General features: G+C 59.8%; 19 protein-coding genes. 10 read left to right on the plus strand and 9 right to left on the minus strand.

The features are described 5' to 3' along the window. Window positions 1-33 precede the first annotated feature (33 nt). The 7 genes from murA to C9990_RS26725 all read right to left on the minus strand — a co-directional run bounded on the left by murA (window position 34) and on the right by C9990_RS26725 (window position 4,711). Window positions 34-1,299 (minus strand): UDP-N-acetylglucosamine 1-carboxyvinyltransferase, encoded by a 1,266-nt coding sequence (gene murA / locus C9990_RS26695; RefSeq protein WP_065900737.1) that lies wholly within the window; start codon window positions 1,297-1,299, stop codon window positions 34-36. Between the two features lie 23 nt (window positions 1,300-1,322). After that, on the minus strand, window positions 1,323-1,562 hold the full coding sequence (locus C9990_RS26700; RefSeq protein WP_017845972.1) for a BolA family protein: 240 nt from the start codon (window positions 1,560-1,562) through the stop codon (window positions 1,323-1,325). Window positions 1,563-1,676: 114 nt separating this feature from the next. Beyond that, window positions 1,677-1,982, minus strand: a complete 306-nt coding sequence (locus C9990_RS26705) for a lipid asymmetry maintenance protein MlaB (protein ID WP_106805143.1) — start codon at window positions 1,980-1,982, stop codon at window positions 1,677-1,679. Beyond that, complete coding sequence (locus C9990_RS26710; protein ID WP_065900730.1) at window positions 1,979-2,626, minus strand: phospholipid-binding protein MlaC; 648 nt, start codon at window positions 2,624-2,626, stop codon at window positions 1,979-1,981. The genes C9990_RS26705 and C9990_RS26710 overlap by 4 nt, the downstream gene beginning before the upstream one ends. Before the next feature lie 11 nt (window positions 2,627-2,637). Next, window positions 2,638-3,105 carry an outer membrane lipid asymmetry maintenance protein MlaD gene (mlaD, locus tag C9990_RS26715; protein WP_003171814.1) on the minus strand — a complete coding sequence of 156 codons (468 nt, stop codon included), beginning with the start codon at window positions 3,103-3,105 and terminating at the stop codon, window positions 2,638-2,640. Continuing rightward, complete coding sequence (gene mlaE / locus C9990_RS26720) at window positions 3,105-3,902, minus strand: lipid asymmetry maintenance ABC transporter permease subunit MlaE (RefSeq protein ID WP_060754952.1); 798 nt, start codon at window positions 3,900-3,902, stop codon at window positions 3,105-3,107. Before mlaE ends, mlaD begins: the two co-directional genes overlap by 1 nt. Further along, entirely contained in the window at window positions 3,902-4,711 is an 810-nt protein-coding gene (locus tag C9990_RS26725) for an ATP-binding cassette domain-containing protein (protein ID WP_065900728.1), read from the minus strand. The genes mlaE and C9990_RS26725 overlap by 1 nt, the downstream gene beginning before the upstream one ends. Window positions 4,712-5,022: 311 nt before the next feature. Here C9990_RS26725 and C9990_RS26730 point away from each other — a divergent pair, with 311 nt between their 5' ends. The 10 genes from C9990_RS26730 (at window position 5,023) to C9990_RS26775 (ending at window position 12,087) form a co-directional block, all read left to right on the plus strand. Further along, window positions 5,023-5,997, plus strand: a complete 975-nt coding sequence (locus C9990_RS26730; RefSeq protein ID WP_065900727.1) for a KpsF/GutQ family sugar-phosphate isomerase — start codon at window positions 5,023-5,025, stop codon at window positions 5,995-5,997. Continuing rightward, a complete protein-coding gene (locus C9990_RS26735) occupies window positions 5,998-6,522 on the plus strand; it encodes an HAD family hydrolase (protein ID WP_034118123.1) in 525 nt (174 codons plus the stop codon). A gap of 8 nt (window positions 6,523-6,530) precedes the next feature. Beyond that, window positions 6,531-7,103: an LPS export ABC transporter periplasmic protein LptC gene (gene lptC / locus C9990_RS26740; RefSeq protein WP_065900725.1), complete on the plus strand. Its 573-nt coding sequence runs from the start codon at window positions 6,531-6,533 to the stop codon at window positions 7,101-7,103. Further along, complete coding sequence (gene lptA / locus C9990_RS26745; RefSeq protein WP_106805144.1) at window positions 7,090-7,665, plus strand: lipopolysaccharide transport periplasmic protein LptA; 576 nt, start codon at window positions 7,090-7,092, stop codon at window positions 7,663-7,665. The genes lptC and lptA overlap by 14 nt, the downstream gene beginning before the upstream one ends. After that, on the plus strand, window positions 7,665-8,390 hold the full coding sequence (gene lptB, locus C9990_RS26750; RefSeq protein WP_016974288.1) for an LPS export ABC transporter ATP-binding protein: 726 nt from the start codon (window positions 7,665-7,667) through the stop codon (window positions 8,388-8,390). Before lptA ends, lptB begins: the two co-directional genes overlap by 1 nt. 198 nt (window positions 8,391-8,588) lie before the next feature. Then, on the plus strand, window positions 8,589-10,082 hold the full coding sequence (locus C9990_RS26755; protein ID WP_065900722.1) for an RNA polymerase factor sigma-54: 1,494 nt from the start codon (window positions 8,589-8,591) through the stop codon (window positions 10,080-10,082). 75 nt (window positions 10,083-10,157) lie between these two features. Next, entirely contained in the window at window positions 10,158-10,463 is a 306-nt protein-coding gene (hpf, locus tag C9990_RS26760; RefSeq protein WP_003171804.1) for a ribosome hibernation-promoting factor, HPF/YfiA family, read from the plus strand. A 10-nt stretch (window positions 10,464-10,473) separates the two neighbouring features. Beyond that, entirely contained in the window at window positions 10,474-10,938 is a 465-nt protein-coding gene (ptsN, locus tag C9990_RS26765) for a PTS IIA-like nitrogen regulatory protein PtsN (RefSeq protein ID WP_106805145.1), read from the plus strand. 2 nt (window positions 10,939-10,940) lie between these two features. Beyond that, on the plus strand, window positions 10,941-11,798 hold the full coding sequence (gene rapZ, locus C9990_RS26770) for an RNase adapter RapZ (RefSeq protein WP_025856309.1): 858 nt from the start codon (window positions 10,941-10,943) through the stop codon (window positions 11,796-11,798). 16 nt (window positions 11,799-11,814) lie between these two features. After that, complete coding sequence (locus tag C9990_RS26775; protein WP_016974292.1) at window positions 11,815-12,087, plus strand: HPr family phosphocarrier protein; 273 nt, start codon at window positions 11,815-11,817, stop codon at window positions 12,085-12,087. An 87-nt stretch (window positions 12,088-12,174) separates the two neighbouring features. Here C9990_RS26775 and C9990_RS26780 read toward each other — a convergent pair whose 3' ends face one another. Together C9990_RS26780 and C9990_RS26785 are read right to left on the minus strand one after the other, a co-directional pair. Further along, entirely contained in the window at window positions 12,175-13,068 is an 894-nt protein-coding gene (locus tag C9990_RS26780) for a ZIP family metal transporter (protein ID WP_065900716.1), read from the minus strand. 34 nt (window positions 13,069-13,102) lie between these two features. After that, a complete protein-coding gene (locus C9990_RS26785; protein ID WP_065900714.1) occupies window positions 13,103-13,714 on the minus strand; it encodes a superoxide dismutase in 612 nt (203 codons plus the stop codon). Window position 13,715: the final 1 nt, after the last annotated feature.

The following is a 13,715-nucleotide window of genomic DNA, read 5'->3' on the forward strand; positions in this document are numbered from 1 at the left end:
CTCTCCACAGTGAAGGTGTTTGCAGTGCCGGGACTAGCCCGGTACGCGGCGGATTTTCGCGCCGAGCATCTGCAGTTTTTCTTCGATGCACTCGTAACCACGGTCGATGTGGTAGATGCGGTCGATCAACGTGTCACCTTCGGCGATCAGCGCCGAGATCACCAGGCTGGCCGAAGCGCGCAGGTCGGTCGCCATCACTGGCGCGCCCTTGAGCTTCTCGGTGCCGGTAACGATAGCGGTGTTGCCTTCGACCTGGATCTTCGCACCCATGCGGTGCAGTTCGTACACGTGCATGAAGCGGTTTTCGAAGATGGTCTCGATCACGGCACCGGTACCTTCGGCAATCGCGTTCAGGGAGATGAACTGCGCCTGCATGTCGGTCGGGAACGCCGGGTACGGAGCGGTACGCACGTTCACGGCTTTTGGCCGCTTGCCATGCATGTTCAGCTCGATCCAGTCGGCACCGGTAGTGATTTCAGCACCGGCTTCCTTGAGTTTTTCCAGCACGGCTTCAAGGATGGTCGGATCAGTGTCCTTGACCTTGACGCGACCACCGGTGACGGCAGCGGCAACCAGGTAGGTACCGGTCTCGATGCGGTCCGGCATCACCTTGTAGGTGGCCGAATGCAGGCGCTTGACGCCTTCGATGGTGATGGTGTCGGTGCCGGCGCCGGTGATGTTGGCACCCATGGCGATCAGGAAGTTGGCCAGGTCGACCACTTCCGGCTCGCGCGCGGCGTTCTGCAGGACGCTGCGACCGTTGGCCAGGGCAGCCGCCATCATGATGTTCTCGGTACCGGTCACGCTGACGGTATCGAAGAAGAAATTGGCACCGCGCAAGCCGCCTTCCGGCGCCTTGGCCTTGATGTAGCCGCCTTCGACGTCGATGGTTGCACCCATGGCCTCGAGACCACGGATGTGCAGGTCAACCGGACGCGAGCCAATCGCGCAACCGCCAGGCAGGGCTACCTCAGCTTCGCCGAAACGGGCAACCATCGGGCCCAGCACCAGGATCGAAGCACGCATGGTTTTCACCAGTTCGTACGGAGCGATCAGGGTCTTGATGGTGCGCGGGTCGATTTCGACGGCCAGTTTCTCGTCGATCACCGGCTCAATGCCCATGCGACCGAACAGCTCGATCATGGTGGTGATGTCATGCAGGTGCGGCAGGTTGGCCACGGTCACCGGGCCATCGCACAGCAGGGTCGCTGCCAGGATCGGCAAGGCGGAGTTTTTCGCACCGGAGATGCGGATCTCGCCATCAAGGCGGGCACCGCCGGTAATAATCAATTTATCCATAAGAATCTCGACGCCTTGGGGGCTCAGGTGCGCTCGGCCCAGGCCGCGCGGCTGAAAAATTTCATAGTGACCGCGTGGATGCTGCCATCGGTGATCCACGGGTTCAAATGGGCATAGACCTGCTGTTGACGCTTGACCGGGCTCAATGCCGCCAGTTCATCGCTAATCACGTTCAGCTGGAAGTTGCAGCCTTCGCCTTCAACTTCTACGTTCGTTTCCGGCAGCTTTCCTTCAAGGAAGCTTTTAACTTCTAGGGCCTGCATGCTCAACCTCTATCGGCGCCCAGTGCGCACGGGTCGCACATCATACAAAAAAGCCCCGCGCCTGCGAACCCCGCATAGCAGGACTCTGACGGGGGGCTTCTTTAATAATGTGTATTAAGGATGCGCCAACAGTTCGGTCAAACCGGAAACTTCGGCAATTTCACGCATGTCTTCGGGCAATGCACGGATGCTGACCGGCTTTTTGGCCGCCTCTGCATCGCGCATGAAGCACAGCAGCAACGACAAACCGACACTGCTGGACTTGGTCACCGCCGAACAATCCAGCACCAGCGCAGGCGCGGTGCTGGTCTTGATCAGCGCCTGGCCCTGCTTGCGCAGGTCAGGCCCGGTGCGGTAATCCAGCACGCCGCTGATGAACAGCTCGCCAGCGTCGCCGAGACGAACAGCCGACTCGGTCATTGCGCGGGCTTCCCGGCGGCTTTGTCGGTCTCTTCCTTGGCCTTGGCGACTTCACCGGCCCAACCATTGATGGTTTTGTCCAGGTCGTTGCCATTGCGCTGCATCGCGTCAGCGAACTGGTCACGGAACAGCTTGCCGATGTTGATACCGTTGATGATCACGTTGCGCAGTTTCCACTCGCCGTTGACCTTCTCCAGTGTGTACTGCACAGGATAGACCGCGCCGTTGTTGCCCTTGACGGTCATGCCAACGCTGGTGCGATCGCCCGACTCATCCTTGGCTGGATCAACGGTGATGCCCTGGTTGTTGTACTCAAGCAGTGCATTGCCGTAGAACTGGAACAGGCCTTTCTTGAAGTTTTCCTGGAACGTCTGCATCTGCGCAGGCGTCGCCTTGCGCGAATACTTGACGGTCATGATGCTGCGCGAAATACCTTCGGCGTCGACAACCGGGCCGACGATGGTGTTGAGCGCGTCGTAGAACTTGCTGGGATCCTGCTTGTACTGCTCTTTATGGGCAGTCAGGTCGGCCAGCATCTTGTTGGTCGTGTCCTGCACCAGATCGTGCGCAGAACCCGCTGCGTTAGCCATCAACGGCAGCGCCGCCAGCAGTACCAGGAGGCCACGTCGCAAGGTAGAGATCATGTACAGATTCCTCATTTGGCGTCTTTATTGACCGTATTGAGCAGGAATTTACCGATCAGGTCTTCAAGTACCAACGACGACTGTGTGTCGTGGATTGTCGAGCCATCCTTGAGCAAGGCTGTTTCCCCGCCCACGCTGACACCGATGTACTTCTCGCCCAGCAGACCCGCAGTGAGGATAGATGCAGTGGAGTCGGTCGGCAGATTATCTACCTTCTTGTCCAGTTGCATCGTCACTCGACCGGTGAAGCTGTCGCGATCCAGATCGATTGCCGTGACCTTGCCGATGGTGACACCGGCCATGGTCACTTTAGCTCTGACAGTCAAACCGGCGATATTGTCGAAGTACGCGTAAAGTTTATAAGTGTCGGCGGTGGGGCTCGCCGAAAGACCACTGACTCGCAGGGCCAGCAACAATAAAGCCAGGATGCCAGCCAGCAAGAAAAGGCCGACACCGATTTCCACAGTGCGGTTTTGCATCAGAAATCTCCAAACATCAAGGCGGTCAAAATGAAGTCAAGGCCCAGTACCGCCAGCGAGGCGTACACAACGGTCTTGGTGGTGGCGCGACTGATCCCTTCTGAAGTGGGCTCACAGTCGTAGCCTTGGAATACGGCGATCCAGGTCACTACAAAGGCGAAGACGATGCTTTTTATGATGCCGTTGAGCACGTCGCCGCTGAAGGTCACGCTGTTCTGCATGTTGGCCCAGTAGGAACCGTCATAGACGCCCAGCCAGTCCACCGCCACCCATGAACCGCCCCAGATACCCACCACGCTGAAGATCATCGCCAGCAATGGCAGGGAAATGAAGCCGGCCCACAGGCGCGGGGCAACAATGTACTTGAGCGGGTCCACGCCGATCATTTCCAGGCTGGACAACTGCTCGGTGGACTTCATGTTGCCGATTTCAGCCGTCAGCGCCGAACCCGCACGCCCCGCGAACAGCAGCGCGGTGACCACCGGCCCGAGTTCACGCAGCAACGTCAGGGCAACCATCTGCCCTACCGCCTGCTCCGAACCGTAGCTGGAGAGGATATTGAAGCCCTGCAGCGCCAGCACCATGCCGATGAACACACCGGAGACCACGATGATCACCAGGGACATGACGCCCACGGCATGCAGTTGCTTGACCAGCAGGCCAAAGCCGCCACCGATGCCGCCGCGGCCGAGCAAGGCGTGGAACAGGAAAATCGTCGAGCGGCCCAGGACTTCGACAATGTCGATGCCGGAGCGACCGAAAAGGCGGACCTTTTCGATAAGAGATGTCTTGCGCATCAGCGCTTCCCCAGAAGATCTGAGCGGTAATCCGCTGCCGGAAAGTGAAAAGGCACCGGGCCATCGGGATCGCCAGTCATGAATTGGCGAATGCGTGGATTGTCTGCGTTCATCAGTTCTTCTGGCGTGCCCTGGCCCAGTACCTGGCCATCGCCAACTACATAGAGGTAATCGGCAATGCTCGCGGTTTCTGCAAGGTCGTGGGACACCACGATGCTGGTGATGCCGAGGGCGTCGTTGAGCAGGCGAATCAGGCGTACCAGCACCCCCATCGCAATCGGGTCCTGGCCGACGAAGGGCTCGTCGTACATGAGGATCTGCGGATCGAGGGCAATCGCGCGCGCCAGGGCGACCCGGCGCTTCATGCCGCCGGACAGCTCGTCGGGCATCAAGTCGATGGCACCGCGAAGGCCGACGGCCTGCAGCTTCAGCAACACGATGTCACGAATCATTTCGTCAGACAGCTGCGTATGCACCCGCAGCGGAAAGGCCACGTTCTCGAACACATCGAGGTCGGTGAACAGCGCGCCGCTCTGGAACAGCACACCCATGTGCTTGCGCGCATCGAACAGATCGCTGCGCGACAGCGTCGGCAGATTCTGGCCGTTGACCCACACTTCGCCGGCGCTGGGACGCAATTGCATGCCCATCAGGCGCAACAGGGTGGTCTTGCCGCAACCGGAAGGCCCCATGATGCCCGTGACCTTGCCGCGGGGAATGCGAATATCGACGTTCTCAAAGATGCTGCGCGTCCCGCGCTTGAAGGTCAGTCCCTTCAGCTCGACCGCGTAGGCGTTATCGGCACTCATCTAAACTCCTTGGGATGCAGCCTCTCACTCAGACACCACGCTTGCGACAAACGTTTGCAACGATTGCGCAATTGATAGCCACATGGGCTGGGCGGACCGAACTGGCGGCGAACTATATCACTGCTGGTACAACGCGCCCAAGGCCGGAACTGCGCTTGTTCAGATTGGGGACAGCGAAAAAACGTTGCCGGCTGTGTTACTGAAGAAGGAATCTCAGGCATCAGGTGAATAAAGCCTGACGAACTTGCGTGAGGGAATCGATCATTACCGTTATAATCGCCGACTTTTCGTCAGGCTATACGATTTCAGACATGAGCCAATCCAGCGACCTTATTCAATCCGCACAACGCACCATCCGCCTAGAGCTTGAAGCCGTGGAAGGCTTGCTGGCGCATATCGACGCGGATTTCGTACGCGCTTGCGAGATGATTCTGGCCAGCAAAGGCCGCGTTGTCGTGGTCGGCATGGGCAAATCGGGTCACGTCGGCAACAAGATCGCCGCGACCCTGGCCAGCACCGGGACCACCGCATTTTTCGTGCACCCGGCCGAAGCCAGCCACGGCGACATGGGCATGATCACCAAGGATGACATCATCCTGGCACTGTCCAACTCCGGCACCACCAACGAAATCGTGACCCTGCTGCCGCTGATCAAGCGCCTCGGCATCCAGATGATCAGCATCACCGGCAACCCGGAGTCGACGCTGGCCAAGGCCGCCGAAGTGAACCTCAATGTTCACGTGGCCCATGAAGCCTGCCCGCTGAACCTGGCGCCGACCTCCTCCACCACCGCTGCCCTGGTGATGGGCGATGCGCTCGCCGTGGCATTGCTGGAAGCACGCGGTTTTACCGCGGAAGACTTCGCATTTTCCCACCCAGGCGGCGCCCTGGGCCGGCGCCTGCTGCTCAAAGTGGAAAACGTCATGCATTCGGGCGATGAATTGCCCCACGTCCCGCGCGGCACTCTGCTCAAGGACGCGCTGATGGAAATGACCCGCAAGGGCCTGGGCATGACGGTCATCCTGGAAGCCGACGGGCGCCTGGCCGGGGTCTTCACCGACGGCGACCTGCGCCGCACCCTGGACCGCACCATCGACATCCATACGGCGACCATCGATGCCGTGATGACGCCCCATGGCAAGACCGCGCGCCCGGACATGCTGGCCGCCGAAGCCCTGAAGATCATGGAAGACCACAAGATTGGCGCACTGGTGGTGGTCAATGCCGACGACCGCCCGATCGGCGCCCTGAACATGCACGACTTGCTGCGTGCAGGAGTGATGTAAATGACCAGCGACCTGTTGCAACGCGGCAAAAACATCAAGCTGGCGATTTTCGACGTTGACGGCGTGCTGACCGATGGCCGCCTGTACTTCCTCGAAGACGGCAGCGAATTCAAGACGTTCAACACCCTCGACGGCCAAGGCATCAAGATGCTGATGGCAGCGGGCGTGCAAACCGCGATTATCAGCGGCAGAAAGACTCCCGTTGTGGAACGTCGCGCACAAAACCTGGGGATTCCTCACCTGTATCAGGGCCGCGAGGATAAACTGGTGGTCCTGGACGAGCTTCTTGGCCAACTCAACCTAAGCTATGAGCAGGTCGCCTACTTGGGCGATGACCTGCCTGACCTGCCGGTCATTCGCCGAGTGGGCCTGGGCATGGCCGTCGCCAATGCGGCGGCCTTTGTCCGCGAGCACGCCCATGGCATCACCACCGCGCGTGGTGGCGAAGGTGCTGCCCGCGAGTTCTGCGAGCTGATCCTGCGTGCCCAGGGCAGCCTTGAAGCGGCCCACGCCGCCTACTTATAGAGCGTTTTATGCTGAGTAAAAAGATTCGCAACTTCCTGCTATTCGGGGTCATCGCCGCGCTGTTCCTGGCGGTGGGCTACTGGAATATCAGCCCGGAGCGCTTTCTCGACCAGCCTGCTGCGCAGGTCGACGAAGGGGCTATCGACTACTACGCCATCAATGCCAAGAGCGTGCAGTTCCTGCCCGATGGCAAGGTGCAGTACGAGATGACGTCGGACAAGGTCGAGCATTTGAAGGCCACCGAAGTGACCCTGCTGACCAACCCGGACATGAACATCTACCGTGGCACCGAGTTTCCATGGCACGTCACCAGCAAGCGTGGCGAGGTCAACCCGGACGGCACCCAGGTAGAACTGATCGACTCGGTACGTGTTGCACGCACCGATGCGAAAAACCGCGACACCGTGATTACCAGCAGTCGCATGACCGTATTCCCGCAGAAGCAATATGCGCAGACCGAGCAAGACGTTAGAATCGACGGCGCTGGCGGTGTATCGACTGGCAAGGGAATGAAAGCGTATTTGAAAGAAAGCAGGATACACCTGCTATCGAACGTAAGAGGACAGTATGAGGCTCGTTAAAACTCTCCCTATTTTGCTCGGTCTGGGCGCAGCACTGGGAAGCGTGAGCGCCTGGGCTCTGCCGAACGATAGCCAGCAACCGATCCACATCTCGGCCGACGATGCGCAGCTGGATGACAAGCAAGGCGTCGCCACCTACACCGGCGGCGTGATCATCACCCAAGGCTCGATGAAGATCACCGGCAACACGGTGACCCTGACTCGCACCCAATCCGGCGACATCGACGTGGTGACGTCAGTGGGCAACCTGGCTTACTTCGAACAGAAGCAGTCCGCGACCGATACCGGCCCGATGAAAGGCTATGGCAAGACCATCCAGTATCACGCCCAGCAGAATCGCATCGTGCTGATCGACCAGGCCAAGGTGCTCAGCCCCGACGGCAACTCCACGGAAGGTGAAAAGATCACCTATGACACCGTGAAGCAGGTCGCCAACGCCGGCCGCGCCACGGGCAGCAAGCTCAGCGCACCGCGTCCACGCATCGACATGGTTATCCAGCCGAAGAAGAAAGACGGCGCTGCCCAGCCTGCGCCTAAACCCGATGCGAAGAAGGCGAACTAATGGCAACCCTGAAAGCCCAGCATCTGGCCAAGGCTTATAAAAGCCGCCAGGTCGTGCGCGACGTCAGCCTGTCGATCGACAGCGGCCAGATCGTCGGCTTGCTCGGCCCCAACGGCGCCGGCAAGACCACCTGCTTCTACATGATCGTCGGCCTGGTCCAGGCGGACCAGGGTCGCGTCCTGATCGACGACCTCGATGTCAGCCACCAGCCGATGCACGGCCGCGCCCGCGCGGGCATCGGCTATCTTCCGCAAGAAGCGTCGATCTTCCGCAAGCTGTCGGTCTCCGACAACATCATGGCGATCCTCGAGACCCGCAAGGAACTCGACCGTGACGGCCGTCGCAAGGAGCTGGAAAGCCTGCTGCAGGAATTCCATATCAACCACATCCGCGACAACCTCGGCATGAGCCTGTCCGGTGGTGAGCGTCGCCGCGTGGAAATCGCCCGGGCGCTGGCCACTGCACCCAAGTTCATCCTGCTGGACGAACCATTTGCCGGTGTCGACCCGATCTCGGTGGGTGATATCAAGCAGATCATCCACCACCTCAAGGCCAAGGGCATTGGCGTGTTGATCACTGACCACAACGTCCGTGAGACCCTCGATATCTGCGAAACCGCGTATATCGTCAACGATGGCCAGCTGATCGCCGAAGGCGACTCCGCCACTATCCTGGCCAACGAACTGGTCAAGGAAGTGTACCTGGGTCACGAGTTCCGCCTGTAAGCCTGCCTGTTTGAAAAAGGCGGTGGCAGGCCGTTCGCCAAGGTGCGCGGGAGTCAATGAAAACCTCCGGATTTTTATTGTTACCGCGCTCTAGGCAAAGCCCCCGATATCAGGCATATAATTTGCTTATGTTTGGCGCTCACGCGCCCTGTCGTGGATGGCGCATTGCGCCGGCGAATAAGGTGTTAAGCCCCTGCCATGAAACCATCGCTAGTCCTGAGAATGGGCCAGCAGCTGACGATGACACCGCAGCTGCAACAGGCCATCCGCCTGCTCCAATTGTCGACCCTGGACCTGCAACAGGAAATCCAGGAGGCCCTGGAGTCCAATCCGATGCTCGAACGCCAGGAAGAAGGCGACGACTTCGATAATGCAGACCCGCTGGCCGACAACATCGAGCAAAAACCCAATTCCGACGTGCAGGAACCCTCCTACCAGGAAACCGCCCCAACGGTGGATAACCTTGAGGAAGGCGACTGGAACGAACGCATCCCCAACGAACTTCCCGTGGACACCGCCTGGGAAGACGTCTACCAGACCAGCGCCAGCAGCCTGCCCAGCAACGACGATGACGAATGGGACTTCACCACGCGCACCTCAGCCGGCGAGAGCCTGCAGAGCCATCTGCTGTGGCAACTGAACCTGGCGCCGATGTCGGACACCGATCGCCTGATCGCCGTGACCCTGATCGACTGCATCAATAACCAGGGTTATCTGGACGAAACGCTCGAAGAGATCCTCGAAGCCTTCGATCCGGAGCTGGATATCGAGCTGGACGAGATTGAAGCCGTCCTGCACCGCATCCAGCAGTTCGAGCCCGCCGGCATTGGCGCGCGCACCCTCAGTGAATGCCTGTTGCTGCAACTGCGCCAACTGCCAGCCAAGACCCCTTGGCTGGTCGAGGCCCAGCGCCTGGTGACCGACTATATCGACCTGCTCGGCAGCCGCGACTACAGCCAGCTGATGCGCCGCATGAAGCTCAAGGAAGACGATCTGCGCCAGGTCATCGAACTGGTGCAGAGCCTCAACCCGCGTCCGGGCTCGCAGATCGAGTCCAGCGAAGCCGAATACGTGGTGCCTGACGTGATCGTGCGCAAGGACAACGAGCGCTGGCTGGTGGAGCTGAACCAGGAATCCGTGCCACGCCTGCGGGTCAACCCGCAATATGCCGGTTTTGTGCGCCGCGCCGACACCAGCGCCGACAACACCTTCATGCGCAACCAATTGCAGGAAGCGCGCTGGTTCATCAAGAGCCTGCAAAGCCGCAACGAAACCCTGATGAAAGTCGCCACCCAGATCGTCGAGCATCAGCGCGGCTTCCTGGAATATGGCGACGAAGCAATGAAACCGCTGGTCCTGCACGACATCGCCGAGGCGGTGGGCATGCACGAATCGACGATCTCGCGGGTGACCACGCAAAAATTCATGCATACCCCACGCGGTATATATGAGCTGAAATACTTTTTCTCCAGCCATGTCAGCACCTCTGAAGGCGGCGAATGCTCGTCCACGGCGATTCGCGCGATCATCAAAAAACTGGTTGCCGCGGAAAATCAGAAAAAGCCGTTGAGTGACAGCAAGATCGCTGGTTTACTGGAGGCACAAGGCATTCAGGTCGCCCGTCGAACCGTCGCCAAGTACCGCGAATCCCTTGGGATCGCGCCTTCCAGCGAGCGAAAGCGTTTGATGTGACGGGCGGGCCAAAGCGTTCCAGTGGCAGGCACCCCGGCCTGCCGCTTTATGCACTGGCAACGAAGGAGAAGCTGTATGCAAGTCAACATCAGTGGACACCAGCTGGAAGTCACCAAGCCCCTGCGTGAGTACACCGAGAGCAAGTTGAACAAACTTGCGGGGCATTTTGACAAGATCACCAACGTGCAGGTCATCATGGAGGTCGATAAGCTCAAGCAGAAAATCGAGGCCACCCTGCACGTACCGAATGCCAAGCTCGTCGCCAATGCGGAACATGAGGACATGTACGCGGCGATCGACTCGCTCTACGACAAGCTGGACCGCCAACTCATAAAGCATAAGGAAAAGAATCTGCACCTGATGCAAGGTACAGGTCGTTAACTCTCCCCCCATGATCCGACTTGAAACCATCCTGACCCCCGGCCGTTCCCTCGTGAACGTGCCGGGCGGCAGCAAAAAGAAAGCCCTCGAAGAAATTGCCAAACTGATCCATGGCCAAGTGCCTGAATTGGATGAGCAAGTTGTCTATGAGTCGCTGATCGCCCGTGAAAAACTGGGTTCGACCGGTTTTGGTAACGGCATCGCCATTCCACACTGCCGCCTGCAAGGCTGTGAAACACCTGTCAGCGCCTTGCTGCACATGGAAAAACCTATCGATTTCGACGCCATCGACGGCGCCCCGGTCGACCTGCTGTTTGTACTGCTGGTCCCACAGGCTGCCACCGATGCGCACCTGGAGCTGCTTCGGCAGATCGCCAGCATGCTCGACCGCAAGGAAGTACGCGACAAACTGCGCAGCGCTCCCACCAGTGAGGCGCTCTATCAGGTTGTCCTGGATGAACAAAACGGGCAGTAATCATGCGTTTGATCATCGTCAGCGGCCGCTCCGGCTCGGGTAAAAGCACCGCCCTCAATGTTCTTGAGGACAACGGTTTCTATTGCATCGACAACCTGCCCGCCGGCCTGCTGCCGGAATTGGCGGAACGTGCGTTGATCCACACCGAACTGGCGCAACCCCTGGTCGCTGTTTCGATTGACGCCCGCAACCTGCCCAGCCACCTTGAGCGCTTTCCGCAATTGCTCGAGGAAGTGCGCGCCAAACACATTCATTGCGATGTGCTGTATCTGGACGCCGACGAAGAGACGCTGCTCAAGCGCTTCTCCGAAACCCGCCGACGCCACCCGCTCAGCAGCCCTCATCGCTCGCTGGCTGAAGCCATCGAAGATGAGACCACGTTGCTGGGGCCGATCATCGACCTCGCCGACCTCAAGATCAACACCACCAGCCTCAACCTGTACCAGCTGCGCGATGCCATCAAGCTGCGCCTGCTGAATCAGCCGGAGCCTGGCACCGCATTTCTCGTGGAGTCTTTTGGCTTCAAGCGGGGCATGCCGGTGGACGCCGACCTGGTGTTCGATGTGCGTTGCCTGCCCAACCCCTATTGGAAACCGGAACTGCGTGATCAGTCCGGGCTGGATCAGCCGGTGGCCGATTACCTGGCAGCGCAGCCGGATGTGGAGGAGATGTTCCAGGACATCTCCAGCTACCTGCTCAAATGGCTGCCGCGCTTTGCCGCGAGCAACCGCGCCTATGTCACCATCGCCATCGGCTGCACCGGCGGCCACCACCGTTCCGTCTACCTGACCGAGCGCCTGGGCCAGGTGCTGCAACAAACCCTCAAGAACGTCCAGGTTCGCCACCGCGACCTTAGCTGAAAGGAACACCCCCGCGATGCCCGCTCTGGAAATTGAAATCATCAACAAGCTGGGCCTGCACGCCCGCGCCTCGGCCAAATTCGTCGGTGTTGCCGGGCAGTTTCCCTGTCAGATCCGCGCCGGGCGCACCCCGGAATCCATGGTCGACGGCAAGAGCATCATGGCCATGATGATGCTGGCTGCCGGCAAGGGCACCAAGATTCATCTGAAGACCGAAGGTGAGCAGGAAGACGAAGCAATGGCCGCACTGGTGGCATTGATCAATAACTTCTTCGACGAAGGCGAATAACCTCCCGTAGGAGCCCGGCTCGCCGGCGATAGCGTCCTTCAAGACCGCGACCGAGCGCCGGCGAGCCGACGCCTAACCGGGAGCGGTTTACCCCAGGGCTGTATCCATCACCATCATCAAGCAGAACCCGATACACAATCCCAGGCTGGCGAGCTTCTCATGACCATTGCGCCGCGACTCCGGGATCACTTCGTGGGTCACCACCAACAGCATCGCGCCAGCAGCCAGGGCCAGGCCCAACGGTAACAGCACCTCGGCCAGGCTCACCAGCCATGCGCAAAGCACTGCAAAAACCGGCTCCACCAAGCCTGACGCGGCTCCGATCAGGAAGGCCTTGACCCGCGACATCCCGGCCCCGGCCAATACCAACGCAATCACCAGCCCTTCGGGCACGTCCTGCAAGGCAATGCCCATGGCCAAGCTGTCGGCGTCCGGCATGCCGCCACCGGCGGAAACGCCCACCGCCATGCCTTCCGGGATGTTGTGGGCAATAATGGCAAACACGAACAGCCAGATGCGCGGCGGGATAACCGGGTTGTCCGGCGTGCCCACCAACATTTCCGGGCTTGCGCCGGAGACCTTGCGGTCAACCAGATACAACCCGAATGCACCCAGCATGATGCCGAAGCTGATCAAGCCACTGGCGCCCCAGGGCGAGAGCCCGAGGCCTTCAGCCGCGGCAATGCCCGGCACGATCAGCGAAAACGCCGTCGCCGCCAGCATTACCCCGGCGCCAAAGCCCAGCAATGTATCGCTCAACGCCACCGGCATGCGCCGAATCACCAACACCGGCACCGCGCCGAGTGCCGTGCCGAGTGCACAGATTGACCCGCCCTGCAGGGCGCGCAAGATACGCGGCTCCAGGTCCAGCCAGGCCAGCCCATGGGCCACCAACAATGCAGTACCTGCCAATAGCAGCAGCGAGCCAAACGCATAACGAAACATTCGTCCGCTGCTGATCGCCAGTGTTTGCGTGCCCATAGTCGGCCTTAGATCGGGTTATGAAGGGTGAAGATCAGGCCAGGGCGGCCTGATAGCGCGCGGCAACTTCCGGCCAGTTGATAACACTGTAGAAGGCATTGATGTATTCCGGGCGACGGTTCTGGTACAGCAGGTAGTAAGCGTGTTCCCAGACGTCCAGGCCCAGGATCGGCGTATTGCCGTTCATCAGCGGGCTGTCCTGGTTACCACTGCTTTCCACCACCAGGGTCTTTTGCGGTGTCACGCTCAACCAGGCCCAGCCACTGCCGAAACGCGTCAACGCGGCTTTGGTGAACGCCTCCTTGAAGCTGTCGAAACCGCCCAGTTGCTCGTCGATGGCCTTGCCCAGCGCGCCTTCTGGCTTGCCGCCGCCCTTGGGCGACATCACCGCCCAGAACAACGAGTGGTTGGCGTGGCCACCGCCTTGGTTGATGACCGCCGCACGCAGTTTTTCCGGCAGTTGTTGCACGCTGGAGACCAGTTTCTCTACCGGCCAGCCGGCGAACTCAGTGCCCTCGACCGCAGCATTGAGGTTATTGATGTAGGTCTGGTGGTGCTTGGTGTAGTGAATCTCCATGGTTTGCGCATCGATATGCGGTTCCAGGGCATCGTAGGCGTAAGGTAGGGCAGGCAAGGTGTAGGACATT

This window comes from Pseudomonas sp. S5D5, from assembly GCF_003013355.1.
Classification (GTDB): Bacteria; Pseudomonadota; Gammaproteobacteria; order Pseudomonadales; family Pseudomonadaceae; genus Aquipseudomonas; species Aquipseudomonas aylmerensis.